Below are 17976 nucleotides of genomic sequence, written 5' to 3' on the forward strand. Positions count from 1 at the left end.
GTAGCAATAATACCAACCATTATTAATAATGATATACCATTACCAATACCTTTGTCTGTAATCTTCTCACCTAACCACATTGCAAAAACACAACCTGTCACTAATATAACTATAGAAGAAAAGTAAAAAAGACCTCCGGTACCTAATAAAAAAGCACTTGAAGGGATTCCTAGACTAGGTAAGCTTACTAAGTAACCTGGTGCTTGTACCAAACAAATACCAATAGTTAACCAGCGTGTAATTTGATTTATTTTTTTACGACCACTCTCTCCTTCTTTCTGTAGTTTTTGTAAATACGGAATAGCTATCCCCATTAACTGGACTACAATCGAAGCTGAGATATAAGGCATGATACCTAAAGCAAATACTGAAGCATTAGCAAAAGCACCACCAGTAAAAGCATTCAATAATCCCAGAATACCACTACCTGTAGTTTCTTGGATTCCACCTAATTGAGTAGCATCAATACCTGGTAAAACTACTTGTGCTCCAAAACGATAAACTAACAATAACCCAAGAGTTAATATTATTCTATCCTTGAGCTCTGTAATTTTCCAGACGTTTTTTAATGTATCTATTATTTTCATTCTATATATCTTATAAAGTTACAGCTTCACCACCAGCAGCTTCAATAGCAGCTTTTGCCGACGCAGTAAATTTATGAGCCTTTACTGTTAATTTTGTTTTTAATTCGCCTCTTCCTAGAATTTTAACAAGCTCGTTTTTACCAGCTAATCCTAATTCTACTAGCGTTTCAAAATCTACAGTATTTTTAATTTTCTTTGTTTCTACTAACTCTTGTAAGGTATCCAAGTTTACACCCTGGTACTCAACTCGATTGATATTAGTAAAACCAAACTTAGGTACACGACGTTGTAATGGCATTTGACCACCTTCGAATCCTAATTTCTTAGAATAACCAGAACGCGACTTAGCTCCTTTGTGACCACGTGTAGCAGTACCACCTTTACCAGAACCTTGACCACGACCAATGCGTTTCCCTTGTTTTTTTACTGAACCCTCTGCAGGTTTTAAATTACTTAAATCCATTGTTAAGTTATATTTTTTAAGCTTCCTCAACGGAAACTAAATGTTCGACTTTCTTAACCATACCAAGGATATTTGGTGTGGCATCATGCTCTACAACCTGTCCAATCTTTTTAAGACCTAGGGCTACTAATGTTAGCTTTTGTCTTTTTGTGCGGTTGATTGCACTTTTAACTTTTTTTACTTTAATCTTTGCCATCTGTCCTAATGATTATCCGTTAAATACTTTTTCAAGTGAAATACCTCTTTCTTTAGCGATAGAACCAGCATCTCTTAGTTGTAATAATGCGTCAAAAGTTGCTTTTACTACGTTGTGAGGGTTAGATGATCCTTGAGACTTAGATAATACATCGTGTACACCTACGGCTTCAAGAACTGTTCTTACAGCACCACCAGCAATAACACCGGTACCTGGAGCAGCAGGAATAATGTTTACTCTAGCTCCACCAAATTTACCTTTTTGTTCGTGTGGTAATGTTCCTTTGATAATAGGAATTCTAACTAAGTTTTTCTTAGCATCTTCAATTGCTTTAGCGATTGCTGTAGCCACGTCTTTTGACTTTCCTAAACCATGTCCTACAACACCATCTTCATCACCAACTACTACAATAGCAGAAAAACCAAATGCTCTACCACCTTTAGTTACTTTAGTAACACGTTGTACGCCTACCAATCGATCTTTTAAATCTAAACCTCCTGGTTTTACAAGCTCTGCGTTTTTATATTTTTGATACATAATGTCTTAAAATTTAAGTCCTGCTTCTCTAGCACCTTCTGCTAATGATTTTACTCTACCGTGGTATAAGTATCCACCTCTATCAAAGGAGATAGTCTCAATACCAGCTTTTAATGCTCTTTCAGCAATTGCTTTACCAACTAAAGCAGCAACTTCGGTTTTATTACCTTTTGCACCACTCACATCTTTATCTCTTGAAGATGCAGCAGCGATAGTTTTACCAGTCACGTCATCTACGATTTGAGCATAAATTTCTTTATTACTTCTAAAAACAGATAATCTTGGTCTAGCTTCAGTACCAGATACAATCTTACGTATTCTGTTTTTTATCCTTTGTCTTCTTTCGTTCTTTGTTAATGCCATAACCTATTTATTAAGCTGATTTACCTGCTTTTCTTCTTATTTCTTCACCAACAAACTTAACACCTTTACCTTTGTATGGCTCTGGCTTACGGAAACCGCGAATCTTAGCTGCTACTTGACCAACTAATTGCTTGTCGTGCGAGGTTAACTTTACTATTGGGTTTTTACCTTTTTCAGAAATTGTTTCTACTTTAACTTCTGGAGCGATATCCAATACTATATTGTGTGAAAAACCTAGAGCTAAATCTAATTTTTGTCCTTGGTTAGAGGCTCTATAACCCACACCAACCAATTCTAATTCTTTAGTCCATCCTTTAGACACACCCTCAATCATATTAGCGATTAAGGCTCTATACAAGCCATGCTTTGATTTGACTTCTTTCTTTTCAGACTGACGCTCCAATGTAATAGTAGCGTCTTCTATTTTAATATCAATACCTGTGTATTCTTGAGTTAACTCGCCTAATTTACCTTTTGCAGTAATTACGCCGTTGTTCACTTCTACTGTTACACCTTCAGGAATTGAAACTGGATTTTTACCTATTCTTGACATATCTTCCTGTTTTTAGTATACGTAACATAATACTTCACCACCAACATTTTCTCTTTGCGCTTGTTTCCCTGTCATAACTCCATGAGAGGTAGAAACAATTGCAATACCTAAACCATTTAAGATTCTTGGCATTTCGTTGGCGCCAGCATACTTACGTAAACCTGGTGTACTAATTCTTTGAATTTTTTTGATGACAGACTCTTTTGTGTCTTTGTTGTACTTAAGAGCAATCTTGATTGTTCCTTGTACATTAGAATCGTCAAATTTGTAACTTAAAATATATCCTTGGTCGAATAATATTTTAGTCATCTCTTTCTTTAAGTTAGAAGCAGGAATCTCAACCACTCTGTGGTTAGCTTTTACTGCATTTCTAACTCGCGTAAGATAATCCGCTATTGGATCTGAATACATATTTATTAATTTACGGTATCGGTTTTTGGAAATAGAACTCTTCTACACCAAACCTAAAACCTATTTATAATTCTTTATTATTACCAACTTGCCTTTTTGACACCTGGGATTAAGCCTTGATTAGCCATTTCTCTAAACATAACACGAGAAACACCAAATTGTCTCATATAACCTTTTGGTCTACCTGTAAGTTTACAACGGTTATGTTGACGAATTGGTGAAGCATTTTTTGGTAACTTCTGTAATGCTTCGTAGTCTCCAGCTTCTTTTAAAGCTTTACGTTTAGCAGCATATTTAGCAACCGTTTTTGCACGCTTTACCTCACGGGCTTTCATTGATTCTTTTGCCATAATTAGTTCTTTTTAAAAGGTAATCCTAGTTCTGTTAAAAGTGATTTTGCTTCTTTATCAGTATCAGCAGTTGTAACAAGTGTAATATCCATGCCAGAAATTCTGTTAATCTTATCGATATCAATCTCTGGGAAAATAATTTGCTCTACAACACCTAGATTGTAGTTTCCACGACCATCAAAACCTGTAGCTTTGATACCGTTGAAATCTCTAACACGTGGTAATGCAGATGTGATTAAACGATCTAAAAATTCAAACATTTGCTCACCTCTTAAAGTTACCATTGCGCCAATTGGCATACCTTTTCGTAACTTAAATGAAGCGACATCTTTCTTTGATAAAGTATGTATAGCTTTCTGACCAGATATTTTTGTTAATTCATCAACAGCGTGATCAACTAATTTTTTATCTGCCACAGCAGCACCAACACCTCTAGATATTACTATCTTGGTGAGTTTAGGTACTTGCATTACATTCTTGTAACCAAATTCTTCTGTAAGAGCAGGAACAACTTTGTCCTTGTACTCTTGTTTTAATCTTGCAACGTAAGCCATAACTAAATTACTTCATTAGATTTTTTAGAAAATCTCAATTTATTATCTCCATCCATTTTGTAACCTACTCTAGTAGTTTCGCCTTTACCATTTAATAATGATAAATTTGAAATATGGATAGCTGCTTCTTTCTCTACGATACCACCTTGAGGACTTTGTGCACTTGGTTTAGTGTGTTTCTTTACCATGTTCACACCCTCTACGATGGCTTTGTTCTTTTCTATCAATACTTTAAGTACTTTACCTTCTGAACCTTTGTGGTCTCCAGCAATTACTTGAACAGTATCTCCAGTTTTTATTTTAAGCTTTGTCATTTTTTCTTGATGTATTAAAGCACTTCTGGTGCTATTGATACAATTTTCATGAATTGTTTATCACGAAGTTCTCTAGCAACAGGTCCAAATACACGTGTTCCTCTCATTTCACCCGTTGGGTTTAAAAGTACACAAGCATTATCATCGAATCTTATATAAGATCCATCCGGACGTCTTACTTCTTTTTTAGTACGCACAACAACTGCTGTAGAGACTGCTTTTTTCTTAATGTTTCCATTAGGTGTTGCATCTTTAACAGAAACAACAACTTTGTCACCTACAGAAGCGTATCTTCTTTTAGTACCTCCTAAAACACGGATTACCAAAACTTCTTTTGCTCCAGTGTTATCTGCTACTTTTATTCTTGATTCTTGTTGTACCATAATTACTTCGCTCTTTCAATTATTTCAACTAATCTCCAACATTTTGATTTAGATAAAGGCCTTGTTTCCATGATCTTTACTGTATCACCAATGTTACAGTCGTTTGTTTCGTCGTGTGCTACGTATTTTTTCGTTTTTAAAACGAATTTTCCGTACATAGGATGTTTTACTTTTTTTACTTCGGCAACAACTATTGATTTCATCATTTTGTTACTAGTAACTACACCTATACGTTCTTTTCTTAAGTTTCTTTTTTCCATCTTTCAGCAGAATTATTGTAATTCTCTTTTAGTTAATTCCGTTGCCAATCTTGCTACATCTCTTCTAACAGAACGTAATTGGATTGGGTTATCTAAAGGAGATATTGCATGTGCCATTTTAAGGTCTGAATAACTCTTTTTTATCTCACCGAGTTTCTCTTGTAACTCAGTTACAGATAATTCTTTAATTTCTGATTGTTTCATAATATCAAATAAATTATGCTTCGTAATCTCTAGCGATTAAAAACTTTGTTTTTACAGGTAATTTTTGTGCTGCTAAACGTAGTGCTTCTTTTGCAACGTCCAGAGGCACTCCTCCTACTTCAAAAAGTATTCTACCTGGTTTAACAACTGCTGCCCAATATTCTACGGCACCTTTACCTTTACCCATACGTACTTCAAGAGGTTTCTTTGTGATAGGTTTATCTGGAAATATTTTTATCCAAAGTTGGCCTTCTCTTTTCATGTAACGAGTAGCTGCAATACGAGCTGCTTCTATTTGACGCGAAGTTAAAAAGTTCGAGTCTAGTGATTTTATCCCAAAAGTCCCGTTTGAAAGTAAGTGACCTCTACCTGAGTTTCCTTTCATACGTCCCTTTTGCATTTTACGAAATTTTGTTCTTTTAGGCTGTAACATTTTTCTTGTTCTTTAAAAAATTACTTTCTACGACGAGATTGATTCTTATTATCTCTTCCGCCTCTTGCACCTTTTCCTTGCTTCTTAGATAATCCAACAAGCGGAGAAAGTTCTCTTTTACCATACACTTCACCTTTCATGATCCATACTTTAACACCTAATCTACCATATGTAGTATGCGCCTCAACTAAAGCGTAATCAATATCGGCTCTGAATGTAGATAATGGAATACGTCCCTCTTTGTAGTGTTCAGATCGCGCCATTTCAGCACCATTTAAACGTCCACTAATTTGGATTTTAATTCCTTCGGCATTCATACGCATTGTAGCAGCAATAGCCATCTTGATTGCACGTCTGTAAGAAATTCTATTTTCAATTTGACGAGCGACACTAGTTCCTACTAAAAACGCATCTAGTTCAGGTCTTTTAATTTCAAAAATATTAATCTGAACCTCTTTGCCAGTAATTTTCTTAAGCTCTTCTTTTAACTTGTCTACCTCTTGACCACCTTTTCCGATAATAATACCAGGTCTAGCAGTAGTGATAGTAACGGTTACAAGTTTTAAAGTTCTTTCAATAATTACTCTACTTACACTTGCTTTAGATAAACGCGCGTGAACGTATTTTCTGATCTTATCGTCTTCGGCAAGTTTATCACCATAATCGTTTCCTCCGTACCAGTTAGACTCCCATCCTCTGATAATTCCTAAGCGATTTCCGATTGGATTTGTCTTTTGTCCCATATCTATCTTAGCTTTGTGTATTATTATTAGCTCCAACTACGATTGTTACGTGGTTTGAACGTTTTCTTATTCTGTGTGCACGACCTTGAGGTGCAGGACGTAATCTCTTTAACATAGATCCTCCGTCAACTCTAATTTCTTTAACAAAAAGTTCTGCTTCCTCAATTGATGCATCTTCGTTTTTAGATTGCCAGTTTGCAATAGCAGAAACTAACAACGTTTCTAAACGTTTTGATGCTTCTTTAGAACTAAACTTTAATATGTTAAGTGCTTTTTCTACGCGTTCACCTCTTACTAAATCGGCTACTAAACGCATTTTTCTCGGTGATGTAGGACAGTTATTAAGTTTAGCAAAAGCAATTTGCTTTTTACCTTCCTTAATAGCGTCTGCCATTTGTTTTTTACGACTTCCCATAGCTTACTACTTTTTACCTTTGTTTTTAGCACCAGCATGACCTCTAAAAGATCTTGTTGGTGAAAATTCTCCTAATTTATGACCTACCATATTCTCAGTTACATATACTGGAACAAATTGACGTCCATTGTGTACAGCTATTGTTTGTCCAACAAAGTCTGGAGTAATCATACTTGCTCTAGACCAAGTTTTGATAACAGTTTTCTTGTTAGTTTCAACGTTAGTTGCAACTTTTTTCTCTAGTTTGTAATGAACGTAAGGTCCTTTTTTTAATGATCTTGCCATGTCTTATTTTTTTCTACGTTCAACAATATATTTATTACTCGCTTTAGTTTTAGAACGTGTTCTAAATCCTTTAGCTGGAATACCATTTCTTGAACGAGGGTGTCCACCAGAAGATTTACCTTCACCACCACCCATTGGATGATCGACTGGATTCATTACTACTGGTCTAGTTCTTGGTCTTCTACCTAACCATCTAGATCTACCTGCTTTACCTGATACTAGTAGTTGGTGATCTGAATTAGATACTACTCCGATTGTAGCCATACAAGTAACCAAAATTAATCTTGTTTCACCTGAAGGTAATTTTACGGTTGCAAATTTACCATCTCTTGCCATTAACTGAGCAAACGCACCAGCACTACGAGCCATAACAGCTCCTTGACCTGGACGTAACTCTATACAAGAAATAATTGTACCTAATGGAATATTTGCTAAAGGCATTGCGTTTCCAATTTCTGGAGCAACATTTTCACCTGAAACAACAGTTTGACCTACTTGCATCCCATTTTGAGCGATGACATAAGTTTTCTCACCATCTTGGTAATTTAATAATGCGATAAACGCTGTACGATTTGGATCGTATTGAATTGAGGCCACTTCAGCTGGAATACCTGCTTTAGTTCTCTTAAAATCCATAATACGATACCTTTTCTTATGACCACCACCTTTGTAGCGCATAGTCATACGACCTTGACTGTTTCTACCACCTGAACGTTTTTTCGGAGCTAATAAACTTTTCTCCGGCTTATCAGTTGTAATGGCGTCAAATCCATTTACAACTCTAAATCGCTGTCCTGGTGTGATTGGTTTTAATTTTCTTACTGACATTTGTCTTTTAATTACATGTTAGTGTATAAATCAATTATCTCACCTTCCGCCAGTTGTACAATTGCTTTTTTCATTGCATTTGTTTTACCATGTTGAATACCTGTTTTTGTAAACTTGGTACTTCTATCTGGACGGACATTAATAGTACGAACTTTTTCTACAGAAACTCCATAAGCAGCCTCAACCGCTTTTTTAATTTCTACCTTGTTCGCCTTTGTCTTCACGAAGAAGCTGAAACAATTGTTTGATTCACTGTTTGCTGTTGCTTTTTCTGTGATTATAGGTTTAATTAAGATACTCATCTTGTTTCTTATTTACTTAAATTCGTTACAATTCCTTCTAAAGCGCTTTCTAAAAGTATAACTTGATTTGCATTCAAAATCTTATAAGTACTTAATTCTGAAGAAGTTACGACTTCTGAGCCTTTTAAATTGCGTGACGACAAATATACATTATTATTTGAAGCACCCAACACGAAGAGTGATTTTTTGTTTTGTAAGTCTAAAGCTTTCAAAATATTAGTGAAATTTTTAGTCTTTGGAGAGTCGAAACTGAAGTCTTCTAAAACAACAATTGCTTTCTCACTTGCTTTAATACTAAAGGCTGATTTACGTGCTAATCTCTTAAGTGTTTTGTTAAGTTTAAAACTGTAGTTTCTAGGTCTTGGACCGAACATGCGACCACCACCTCTAAAAACTCCAGACTTAATTGAACCTGCTCTAGCTGTACCTGTCCCTTTTTGCTTTTTAATCTTGCGTGTAGATCCAGTAATCTCAGCTCTTTCTTTAGATTTGTGAGTACCTTGTCTTTGGTTTGCTAAATATTGTTTAACATCCAAGTACACTGCATGATTATTAGGCTCAATAGCAAAAACATCGCTAGAAAGGTCTGCCTTTCTGCCTGTTTCTTTTCCGTTTATATCTAAAACTGCTACTTTCATTATTTTCTAATAATTACATAAGCGTTTTTATGGCCAGGAACACATCCTTTAACCACAAGTAGATTCTTTTCAGCAACTACTTTTAAAACTCTTAAATTTTGAACTTTAATAGTGTCTCCACCCATTCTTCCTGCCATCTTCATTCCCTTGAAAACTCTTGCAGGATAAGATGCAGCTCCAATAGATCCTGGCGCTCTTAAACGGTTATGCTGACCGTGTGTCGCTTGACCTACACCACCAAAACCATGACGTTTTACAACACCTTGAAATCCTTTTCCTTTTGATGTTCCTGAAACATCAACAAATTCGCCTTCTGCGAAGTGTTCTACAGTGATTGCATCACCTAATTTGTACTCCTCATCAAAACCTTGAAACTCGGCGATTTTGCGTTTCACAGAAGTTCCTGCTTTTTTAGCGTGACCTAAGTCCGCTTTAGTAGCACTTTTTTCTGTCGCGTCATCGAAACCTAATTGAATAGCATTGTAACCATCAATTTCTTCAGTTCTGACTTGGGTAACGATACATGGTCCAGCTTCGATTACTGTACAAGGAATATTTTTCCCGTTTTCGTCGAAAATGCTGGTCATACCGATTTTTTTTCCAATTAACCCAGACATAATTATTATTTATTTATTATTATTTTTATTAAAAATATTCAAGGCTGAAAATACGTTTCAGCCTTGAATTGTATTTTTATCCGTTTTTCCTTTGCGCGCAGCTTAGGACATGTAAAGTTTAAAATTAAACTTTGATTTCTACTTCAACACCACTTGGCAACTCTAATTTCATAAGAGCATCAATTGTTTTAGAAGATGAAGAGTATATATCTAATAATCTCTTGTAAGAGCTTAATTGAAATTGTTCTCTAGACTTCTTGTTAACGTGTGGTGAACGTAATACAGTGAAAATTTTCTTGTGTGTTGGTAGAGGAATTGGCCCAGTTACTACAGCACCAGTACTTTTTACTGTTTTTACAATCTTATCAGCAGACTTGTCAACTAAATTGTGATCGTAAGACTTTAATTTTATTCTAATTTTTTGACTCATTTTCTTTTTAGTTTTAAGCTTCTACGCCTTTAGCTGCTTTTATTACTTCTTCTGAAATATTAGAAGGAGTTTCAGCATAGTGTGAAAATTCCATTGTTGATGTTGCACGACCTGAAGATAATGTTCTTAATGTTGTAACATAACCGAACATTTCAGAAAGTGGCACGGTAGCTTTAACGGTTTTTGCACCAGCTCTATCACCCATACCTTCCATCATACCTCTTCTTCTATTTAAATCACCTACGATATCACCCATATTTTCTTCAGGAGTGATTACCTCAAGCTTCATAATAGGTTCCATAATTACTGCTTTCGCAGCTTTAGCACAGTTTTTAAATCCTAACTTAGCAGCTAATTCAAAAGATAATTGATCAGAATCCACATCGTGGTAAGACCCATCTCTCAAAGTCACTTTCATAGAATCGATTTCGTAACCTGCTAATGGTCCATTTATCATTGCTTGCTTAAATCCTTTTTCAATTGAAGGAATAAATTCTTTAGGAACATTACCACCTTTAATTACAGATTCAAACTGTAAACCTACTACTCCTTCATCTGCAGGCTCTACCGTAAATACGATATCGGCAAATTTACCACGACCACCAGATTGTTTTTTATAAACCTCTCTATGATCTGCAGAAGCAGTAATAGCTTCTTTATATTCAACTTGAGGCTGACCTTGGTTAACCTCAACTTTAAATTCTCTTCTTAAACGATCAACAATTACATCTAAATGTAACTCACCCATTCCAGAAATAATAGTCTGTCCTGAAGCTTCATCTGAACGCACAGTAAACGTAGGATCCTCTTCAGCTAACTTAGCTAAGCCAATACCTAATTTATCAACATCTGCTTTAGTTTTAGGTTCAACCGCAATACCAATTACTGGATCAGGGAAGTCCATAGATTCTAAAATAATAGGATGCTTTTCATCTGTAAGTGTATCTCCTGTTTTTATAGATTTAAATCCAACAGCAGCTCCAATATCTCCAGCTTCTATGAAATCAATTGCGTTTTGCTTGTTAGCATGCATTTGATAAATACGTGAGATACGTTCTTTTTTTCCAGAACGGTTATTTAACACATAAGATCCTGCATCTAAACGGCCAGAATACGCTCTAAAAAATGCTAGACGACCAACAAATGGATCTGTTGCAATTTTAAATGCTAATGCAGCGAAAGGTTCGTTTACACTTGGTTTACGCAATTCTTCTTTCTCAGTATCTGGATTCATACCTTTAATACCCTCTTTATCCATTGGAGAAGGTAAGTAGCGACAAACAGCATCTAATAAGAACTGAACACCTTTGTTTTTAAAAGCAGAACCACAAATCATAGGAATAATTGCCATATCCATTACAGCAGCTCTAAGTGCAGCATGCACTTCTTCTTCTGTAATAGAATCTTCATCTTCCATAAATTTCTCTAAAAGATTCTCATCGTAACTGGCTACTTCTTCAATTAAAAGTGCACGATACTTACGAGCTTCATCTTTCATATCCTCAGGGATTTCGATAACATCGAAAGTTGCTCCTTGAGTTTCATCATGCCATATAATGGCGCGATTCTTTACTAAATCTATAATACCTTTAAAATCTTCTTCGTCACCAATATTTAAAACGATTGGCACCGCGTTAGACTTTAACATATCTTTTACTTGTTGACAAACACCTAAAAAGTCTGATCCTTGACGGTCCATTTTATTAACGAAACCTATTCTAGGTACTTTATAGTTATCTGCTAATCTCCAGTTAGTTTCAGATTGTGGCTCAACACCATCTACTGCACTAAATAAAAACACCAAACCATCTAATACACGTAAAGATCTATTTACTTCTACAGTAAAATCTACGTGTCCAGGAGTATCAATTATATTAAAATGATAATCCATTGTATCTGGAGTAGGCTCTGCGTTTTCTAGTGGAAATTTCCATGTACAAGTTGTAGCAGCAGAGGTAATAGTAATACCACGTTCTTGCTCTTGCTCCATCCAGTCCATTGTTGCAGCACCATCATGCACTTCACCAATTTTATGTGAAACTCCGGTATAATAAAGGACACGCTCTGTTGTTGTTGTTTTACCAGCATCAATATGAGCTGCGATTCCTATGTTTCTTGTGAATTTTAAATCTCTTGCCATTTCTTATTAAAATCTAAAGTGAGAGAATGCTTTATTTGCTTCAGCCATTTTGTGAGTATCAACTCTTTTCTTAACTGCAGCTCCTTCTTCTTTAGCTGCTGCTAAAACTTCTGATGCTAGACGTTGCGCCATAGATTTTTCGTTTCTCTTTCTTGAGTAACTAATAAGCCATTTCATTGCAGTAGAAACCTTACGGTCTGCACGTATTGGGTTAGGAATTTGAAATGTTGCTCCACCAACTCTACGACTACGTACTTCAACGTGAGGCATAACGTTAGATAATGCATCTTTCCATATCTCTAAAGCTGTTTTTTCTTCATCTGTTTTTTTTGACTCTACAATATCAATTGCATCGTAAAATACTTTGAAAGCTACTGACTTCTTTCCATCCCACATCATCATATTAACAAAACGTGTTACTAACTGGTCGTTAAATCGTGGATCTGGTAAAAGCGGTCTTTTTTTTGCTGCTCTTTTTCTCATGTCTTCTTCTTAAAGTTTTAAAATTACTTCTTAGGGCGTTTTGCACCATACTTAGATCTACGTTGTGTACGACCATCGACACCTGCGGTATCTAATGCTCCACGAACAATGTGGTATCTAACTCCTGGTAAATCTTTTACCCTTCCACCTCTAACCAATACTATCGAGTGCTCTTGTAGATTGTGTCCTTCACCGCCAATGTATGCATTCACCTCGTTACCATTAGTTAAACGAACCCTAGCAACCTTACGCATTGCTGAGTTTGGTTTTTTAGGTGTCGTTGTATAAACACGAGTACACACACCACGTCTTTGTGGACAAGAATCTAAAGCAGCCGATTTACTCTTCTTGGTTATTTTGGCTCTTCCTTTTCTTACTAATTGTGAAATTGTTGGCATATATTTTAATATATAAATTTAATTGACCTCTTTTAAGAGGGCTGCAAATGTAGAAATTAATTTTCTAAATCCAAACCCTAATTCGTTAATTTTCAATAGTTTTTTAAATTTCTATTTTAAACTATATTATATCTTTAGATTTTCCGTTAGATTTACACCTTATATAATACCTAAAATTCGTGTGTAAATACATATCCATTCTTTTATTAATAACTTGTTTTTGTTCTTCTACATTGAGAGCGCAGAACACAAATTTAAATGTAATAGGTGCAAATGATGAAGAGACTAAAATTATAGAAACACATGAGTACAAAAAAAACCATACTGATTATAATTCTATCCAAAACGAAATTGATTCCTTACAACAGAAAATAATCAATTCTGGCTATATTGAAAGTGAAATAAACTCTACAAGAAAAATAAATGATAGTTCTTTTCAGGTTAAATTCAGCTTAAACAATAAATATGAAAGCATTGATATTAGTTATGATAATACTGAAATTGAAAAAAACTTAATTAAAACCATTACAGAAAAGAGCTCAAACAAACAATTCTCAGTTCCTTTAAACAAATTAGAAGAAACCTTAAAGTTTATAAACCTAAAAATAGTAAACAACGGATTTCCTTTTACAAAAATTAAACTTTCAGAACTCAAAATAAAAGATAGTAAAACTTTGACAGCAAATCTTATTATTGTTAAAGATAAAAAAAAACGCCGTTTAGACAAAGTTGTAATTAAAGGTTACGAAAAATTCCCAAAATCATTTTTAAATCGGTTTTTAAAAATAAAGCCAGAAAAAACTTTTAATATAGAATCAATTAAAAGAAAGATGGATAACTTAAATAATTTACGATTCGCAGAACAAACAAAAAATCCTGAAGTATTATTCAGCAAAGATTCCACTACATTATACATATACCTTCAAAAATCCCAAAGTAATACTTTTGATGGTTTTTTAGGTTTTAGCACAAATGAAGAAACAAATAAGCTAGATTTTAACGGTTATTTAAATTTAGAACTCAATAATAATTTTAATTATGGTGAATCTTTTAGGTTAATGTATAAGAGTGATGAAAGTGAACAAAAAAACTTTGAAGTTAACCTAAACCTTCCTTACATATTCTCTTCACCGATTGGTACAGAATTATCGTTAAATATTTTAAAAAGGGACAGCACATTCACAACTGTAAATCAAAAAGCTAGTGTTTTTTATCAAATAAATTCAAAAAACAGGATTTATGTCGGAATTGAAAGTGTGGAATCTAATAACTTACTAGATGTTGAAATAAACTCCCTTTCTTTAGTTTCAGATTACAAAAGCAATTTATACAACATAAAATATACCTATAACAATAGACAGAACTTTAAAACCATTTTTCAATTGAAAAGCAGTTTTAATTTGGAATATGGTTTAGGAGAAAGACAAACAAAAAATAATAAAGAAAAGCAAAACAGAATAAATCTAGATGCTTTTCATGTCTTTCAATTAAATAACAAAAACAGCTTTTACACAAGAATAACTGGGTCGTTAATAAATTCTAGTTCATATTTAGACAACGAACTCTTTAGGTTTGGCGGCATTAACTCCATTAGAGGATTCCAAGAAAACAGTATTGCGGCTAATCAGTACATTGTACTTAATACAGAATACAGATATCAATTAAGCAAAAGTATATATGCGCACTCAATAATAGATTTCGCTAATTTTGAAAATAGAATAATTGAAACAAAAGAAAATCTCTACGGTTTTGGAGTTGGTTTTGGAATATTAACAAAGGCTGGTTTATTAAGATTTAACTTTGCAAATGGGAAAACAGAAGAGCAAAGTTTTAAGTTTTCAAACAGTAAAATTCACTTAAGTTTAGTATCTATTTTCTAATTTTAAATAGTTCGAAAAAGTTTTTTTTTGAAAAAAAATTGAAATTTTAACCAAAATTTATTGTTTAATTAACTTTTTATTATGATTTTTGGCAAAGACTAATTCAAATAAAATATAAAATGAAAACAAAGTTTAGTGGAATTTTAACGCTATTACTAGCGTTTGTTGTGCAACTCTCGTTCGCACAAGGAAAAACAATTTCAGGTACAATCTCCGATGGAGACAACTTACCGCTACCTGGAGTAAATGTAGTTGTTAAAGATACTAGTAATGGTACGACAACAGATTTTGACGGTAATTATTCAATTTCAGCGAAAACTGGAGATGTACTTGTCTTCTCTTACGTTGGTAACACTGTTGAAAAAACTGTTGGTGCGGAAAGCAACATTAGTTTTACAATGTTAGAGAACCAACTAGAAGAAGTTGTGATTACAGCTCTTGGTATCAAGAGAAAGAAAGATGAAATTACAACAGTTTACCAAGAAGTAAAAACTGAAGAACTAGTTAAAGCTAACAACCCAAGTGTTGTTAACAGTTTATCTGGTAAAGTTTCTGGTTTAACAATTACTGAAAACTCTAATGGTGTTTCTGGTGGAACTAGAATTGTACTTCGTGGTAACCGTTCTATCTCAGGTAACAACCAAGCATTGGTAGTTATAGATGGTGCAATTTCTACAACTGGAATATTAAATGCATTAGATCCAAATCAAATTGAAACAGTAAACGTTATTAAAGGTGCTGCAGGATCTGCATTGTATGGTTCACAAGGATCAAATGGTGTAATTGTTGTTACTACCAAAACGACTACTAAAGGAGAAAAGATGACTGTTCAAGTTAACTCTTCTCTAGACTTTGAAACTGTAGCATTCGTTCCAGAAAAACAAACAAGATACGGTCAAGGATGGGATTTAGGTAATGGATTTGAAAATGTAATATATGAAAATGGTGGATGGGGACCAGAATTTGACGGACAAGTTGTTCCTGTTGGATTACCTCAAGCAGATGGCACTTTTATTACAGCACCTTACGAATCAAGAGGAGCAGATCACATGAAAGAATTCTTTCAAACAGGTTTAACAAAACAAAATTCTATTTCTGTTTCTTCTGGTGGTGCTGATGGTTACATTACGCTAGGAGCAAGAAATGTAAAAACTGAATTTGTTGTTAAAGATGACAAAAGAAAAAGAAATACTTTTACGTTAAGAGCAGGCAAAACTGCAGGAAACTGGACTGCAGGTGGTAATGTGGTTTATACTAACACTACAGTAGAGCGACATAATGGTGATTTATACACTCAATTATTACAATCTGCAACTAACATTCCTATCCAAAGCTTTGAAAACTCTGGAAACGAAGGACACTGGAATGCATATTATACTAATCCTTACTGGAATTTACAAAACCAAAGATCAAAAGGAGAAAACAATAACATTAGTTTACAAGGTGACTTAGGTTACAAAGTTAACGACAATATTTCATTTAAGTTATTAAGTAATGCTCGTGTTTTTGAAGGAAATTCTTTATCGTTCCAAAATGCTTATGATGAGCCACAAAATATTATTGATGACACTGGAGCAAACAGATCTTTAATTTCTAACTTTAGTTTCCAGAACTTTAGACAGAGTACTTACTATACAGATTTCTTTGTAAACTTAGACTACGATTTAACAGAAGATGTAACATTTGGAGCTAACATTGGTTTAAACAATCAATATTTCAAAAACAGTTCTACAACAGTAGGTGGTCAAGATTTAACAGTTCCTGGGATATATACTGCAGGTAACTTAAATAATGGTGTTGATGATGCGTTTAGTGGAGATACAAGAGCAAGTTCTGCAACTATTTCTGCATTTGCTAACTTAGATTTTGGATATAAAGATTTCTTATTTGTAACAGTTACAGGTAGAAATGATTGGTCTTCAAGATTAGCGAAATCTAAACAATCTTTCTTTTACCCAAGTGTGAGTGCTTCATTCTTACCAACAAAGGCTTTTGAAGGTATGAAGAGTGATGTATTAAATTACATGAAGTTAACTGCAGCTTACGTAAAAGTAGGTAATGCTGGTGGAGTTGGAACATATGCTATTCAGCAATTTGTTAATACAGCAGGTGGGTTCCCATTTGGTGGTCAAAACTCATTTGTAGTAGATCAAACTATTACAGATCCTTTAATTAATCCTGAATTCTTAACAACTTTTGAAGTTGGTGCTAATGTTGGAATGTTTAAAGATAGATTAACAATCGATGCAAGTTACTCTTCATTTACAGGTACAGACCAAATTACAAGTGTTGCAGCTTCTGCAGCTTCTGGAATCTCTAGAGCTACTGTAAACGTTGCTGAAACAACAGGTACAGCGTTTGAGGTTGATTTAGGTATTAAAGTAATTAAAACTGATGATATCCAATGGAATGTAAACGTAGGTTACTCTACTACAAACAACGAAGTGACTAAAGTTACAGATCAAGCTGATCAAGTATCACTTGGTGGTTTTACAGGATATGCTGAAGTATTCGCAATTAAAGGTGAAGCTTTCCCAGTAATTCAGACTAACTACTACGAAAGAGATCCTCAAGGTCGTGTTTTAATTGACCCAACAAGTGGTAATCCAATTGAAGCTTCAGGTCTTAAAATCGCTGGTAGAACAACACCAAGACATACTGTAAACTTAAATACTGCTTTTAACTATAAAAACTGGTCTTTACAGGCGACTATGGATTATAGAACAGGACATGTATTTTATTCAGATACTAAATCTAACTTAACATGGTCAGGTCACGCTGTTGAAACAGCTCAAGGTGGTCGTGGTCAATTTATATTCCCTAACTCTGCTATCGAAACTTCTCCAGGAGTATTTGAAGCTAACACTAGTGTGCCTTCAGCAGGACCAAACGCTGGTGCATACATTAACTTCTTTGGTAATTATAGAGGAGTTGGTGAAAACCACGTATTAGATGCAACTGCATTTAAGGTTAGAGAATTATCATTAAGTTATGACTTAAACAAAGACTATCTTAAAAATACTTTTATCTCAGGTTTAAGAATAAGTGCTACAGCTAGAAACCCTTTTGTGGTTTTACCAGCTGAAAATAGAGGGTACAATGATCCAGAATCAGGATTCTCTACAGGTAACGCACAAGGTATTACTACGCAAGCTGGTAACTATCCTCCAACAAGAACATTTGGTTTAGGATTAAACTTAACTTTTTAA

At 34.4% G+C, this 17976-nt stretch carries 26 protein-coding genes and 1 pseudogene; 2 read left to right on the forward strand and 25 right to left on the reverse strand.

Features of this window, described 5'->3' with window-relative positions:
• The 25 genes and pseudogenes from P8H50_RS09445 to rpsL form a co-directional block, all read right to left on the reverse strand.
• Positions 1 to 587 (reverse strand): annotated as a pseudogene (locus P8H50_RS09445) (preprotein translocase subunit SecY); the annotation flags it as partial.
• A 10-nt stretch (positions 588 to 597) separates the two neighbouring features.
• Positions 598 to 1050: a 50S ribosomal protein L15 gene (rplO, locus tag P8H50_RS09450; RefSeq protein WP_295832507.1), complete on the reverse strand. Its 453-nt coding sequence runs from the start codon at positions 1048 to 1050 to the stop codon at positions 598 to 600.
• A 16-nt stretch (positions 1051 to 1066) separates the two neighbouring features.
• Positions 1067 to 1246: a 50S ribosomal protein L30 gene (rpmD, locus tag P8H50_RS09455; protein ID WP_300208271.1), complete on the reverse strand. Its 180-nt coding sequence runs from the start codon at positions 1244 to 1246 to the stop codon at positions 1067 to 1069.
• 12 nt (positions 1247 to 1258) lie between these two features.
• Positions 1259 to 1783, reverse strand: coding sequence for a 30S ribosomal protein S5 (gene rpsE, locus P8H50_RS09460; RefSeq protein WP_271476200.1), 525 nt, complete (start codon positions 1781 to 1783; stop codon positions 1259 to 1261).
• 6 nt (positions 1784 to 1789) lie between these two features.
• Positions 1790 to 2146: a 50S ribosomal protein L18 gene (gene rplR, locus P8H50_RS09465; RefSeq protein WP_300208274.1), complete on the reverse strand. Its 357-nt coding sequence runs from the start codon at positions 2144 to 2146 to the stop codon at positions 1790 to 1792.
• 10 nt (positions 2147 to 2156) lie between these two features.
• On the reverse strand, positions 2157 to 2699 hold the full coding sequence (rplF, locus tag P8H50_RS09470; RefSeq protein WP_271476198.1) for a 50S ribosomal protein L6: 543 nt from the start codon (positions 2697 to 2699) through the stop codon (positions 2157 to 2159).
• 12 nt (positions 2700 to 2711) lie between these two features.
• Complete coding sequence (rpsH, locus tag P8H50_RS09475) at positions 2712 to 3110, reverse strand: 30S ribosomal protein S8 (protein WP_271476197.1); 399 nt, start codon at positions 3108 to 3110, stop codon at positions 2712 to 2714.
• Between the two features lie 80 nt (positions 3111 to 3190).
• Positions 3191 to 3460 (reverse strand): 30S ribosomal protein S14, encoded by a 270-nt coding sequence (rpsN, locus tag P8H50_RS09480; protein WP_271476196.1) that lies wholly within the window; start codon positions 3458 to 3460, stop codon positions 3191 to 3193.
• Positions 3461 to 3462: 2 nt separating this feature from the next.
• On the reverse strand, positions 3463 to 4014 hold the full coding sequence (gene rplE, locus P8H50_RS09485) for a 50S ribosomal protein L5 (protein ID WP_300208278.1): 552 nt from the start codon (positions 4012 to 4014) through the stop codon (positions 3463 to 3465).
• Positions 4015 to 4016: 2 nt separating this feature from the next.
• On the reverse strand, positions 4017 to 4328 hold the full coding sequence (gene rplX / locus P8H50_RS09490) for a 50S ribosomal protein L24 (RefSeq protein WP_300208280.1): 312 nt from the start codon (positions 4326 to 4328) through the stop codon (positions 4017 to 4019).
• Positions 4329 to 4342: 14 nt separating this feature from the next.
• Complete coding sequence (rplN, locus tag P8H50_RS09495) at positions 4343 to 4711, reverse strand: 50S ribosomal protein L14 (RefSeq protein ID WP_300208283.1); 369 nt, start codon at positions 4709 to 4711, stop codon at positions 4343 to 4345.
• Positions 4712 to 4713: 2 nt separating this feature from the next.
• Positions 4714 to 4971, reverse strand: a complete 258-nt coding sequence (gene rpsQ / locus P8H50_RS09500; protein ID WP_013869035.1) for a 30S ribosomal protein S17 — start codon at positions 4969 to 4971, stop codon at positions 4714 to 4716.
• Positions 4972 to 4983: 12 nt separating this feature from the next.
• The gene (gene rpmC, locus P8H50_RS09505) at positions 4984 to 5175 is read right to left on the reverse strand and encodes a 50S ribosomal protein L29 (RefSeq protein ID WP_300208286.1); all 192 of its coding nucleotides are present in this window, start codon (positions 5173 to 5175) and stop codon (positions 4984 to 4986) included.
• 13 nt (positions 5176 to 5188) lie between these two features.
• Positions 5189 to 5608 carry a 50S ribosomal protein L16 gene (gene rplP / locus P8H50_RS09510; protein ID WP_300208289.1) on the reverse strand — a complete coding sequence of 140 codons (420 nt, stop codon included), beginning with the start codon at positions 5606 to 5608 and terminating at the stop codon, positions 5189 to 5191.
• 20 nt (positions 5609 to 5628) lie between these two features.
• Positions 5629 to 6351, reverse strand: coding sequence for a 30S ribosomal protein S3 (rpsC, locus tag P8H50_RS09515; protein WP_300208292.1), 723 nt, complete (start codon positions 6349 to 6351; stop codon positions 5629 to 5631).
• A 7-nt stretch (positions 6352 to 6358) separates the two neighbouring features.
• Entirely contained in the window at positions 6359 to 6766 is a 408-nt protein-coding gene (gene rplV, locus P8H50_RS09520; RefSeq protein WP_300208294.1) for a 50S ribosomal protein L22, read from the reverse strand.
• 6 nt (positions 6767 to 6772) lie between these two features.
• On the reverse strand, positions 6773 to 7051 hold the full coding sequence (rpsS, locus tag P8H50_RS09525; protein ID WP_290696415.1) for a 30S ribosomal protein S19: 279 nt from the start codon (positions 7049 to 7051) through the stop codon (positions 6773 to 6775).
• A 3-nt stretch (positions 7052 to 7054) separates the two neighbouring features.
• On the reverse strand, positions 7055 to 7879 hold the full coding sequence (gene rplB / locus P8H50_RS09530; RefSeq protein ID WP_300208298.1) for a 50S ribosomal protein L2: 825 nt from the start codon (positions 7877 to 7879) through the stop codon (positions 7055 to 7057).
• An 11-nt stretch (positions 7880 to 7890) separates the two neighbouring features.
• Positions 7891 to 8181 (reverse strand): 50S ribosomal protein L23, encoded by a 291-nt coding sequence (gene rplW, locus P8H50_RS09535; RefSeq protein WP_300208301.1) that lies wholly within the window; start codon positions 8179 to 8181, stop codon positions 7891 to 7893.
• 8 nt (positions 8182 to 8189) lie between these two features.
• A complete protein-coding gene (rplD, locus tag P8H50_RS09540) occupies positions 8190 to 8819 on the reverse strand; it encodes a 50S ribosomal protein L4 (protein ID WP_300208304.1) in 630 nt (209 codons plus the stop codon).
• The gene (gene rplC / locus P8H50_RS09545; RefSeq protein ID WP_300208306.1) at positions 8819 to 9436 is read right to left on the reverse strand and encodes a 50S ribosomal protein L3; all 618 of its coding nucleotides are present in this window, start codon (positions 9434 to 9436) and stop codon (positions 8819 to 8821) included. Before rplC ends, rplD begins: the two co-directional genes overlap by 1 nt.
• 124 nt (positions 9437 to 9560) lie before the next feature.
• Positions 9561 to 9866, reverse strand: a complete 306-nt coding sequence (gene rpsJ, locus P8H50_RS09550; protein ID WP_007650482.1) for a 30S ribosomal protein S10 — start codon at positions 9864 to 9866, stop codon at positions 9561 to 9563.
• Positions 9867 to 9879: 13 nt separating this feature from the next.
• The gene (fusA, locus tag P8H50_RS09555; protein ID WP_300208309.1) at positions 9880 to 12006 is read right to left on the reverse strand and encodes an elongation factor G; all 2127 of its coding nucleotides are present in this window, start codon (positions 12004 to 12006) and stop codon (positions 9880 to 9882) included.
• 6 nt (positions 12007 to 12012) lie between these two features.
• The gene (rpsG, locus tag P8H50_RS09560; RefSeq protein WP_267678212.1) at positions 12013 to 12489 is read right to left on the reverse strand and encodes a 30S ribosomal protein S7; all 477 of its coding nucleotides are present in this window, start codon (positions 12487 to 12489) and stop codon (positions 12013 to 12015) included.
• Positions 12490 to 12512: 23 nt separating this feature from the next.
• Positions 12513 to 12887 carry a 30S ribosomal protein S12 gene (gene rpsL, locus P8H50_RS09565; protein ID WP_013869047.1) on the reverse strand — a complete coding sequence of 125 codons (375 nt, stop codon included), beginning with the start codon at positions 12885 to 12887 and terminating at the stop codon, positions 12513 to 12515.
• A gap of 233 nt (positions 12888 to 13120) precedes the next feature.
• Here rpsL and P8H50_RS09570 point away from each other — a divergent pair, with 233 nt between their 5' ends.
• Both P8H50_RS09570 and P8H50_RS09575 read left to right on the forward strand, forming a co-directional pair.
• A complete protein-coding gene (locus P8H50_RS09570; RefSeq protein ID WP_300208314.1) occupies positions 13121 to 14767 on the forward strand; it encodes a POTRA domain-containing protein in 1647 nt (548 codons plus the stop codon).
• A gap of 119 nt (positions 14768 to 14886) precedes the next feature.
• The gene (locus P8H50_RS09575; protein WP_300208316.1) at positions 14887 to 17976 is read left to right on the forward strand and encodes a SusC/RagA family TonB-linked outer membrane protein; all 3090 of its coding nucleotides are present in this window, start codon (positions 14887 to 14889) and stop codon (positions 17974 to 17976) included.

Origin of the sequence: Lacinutrix sp., from assembly GCF_029238095.1 — a bacterium.
Taxonomy (GTDB): domain Bacteria; phylum Bacteroidota; class Bacteroidia; order Flavobacteriales; family Flavobacteriaceae; genus Lacinutrix.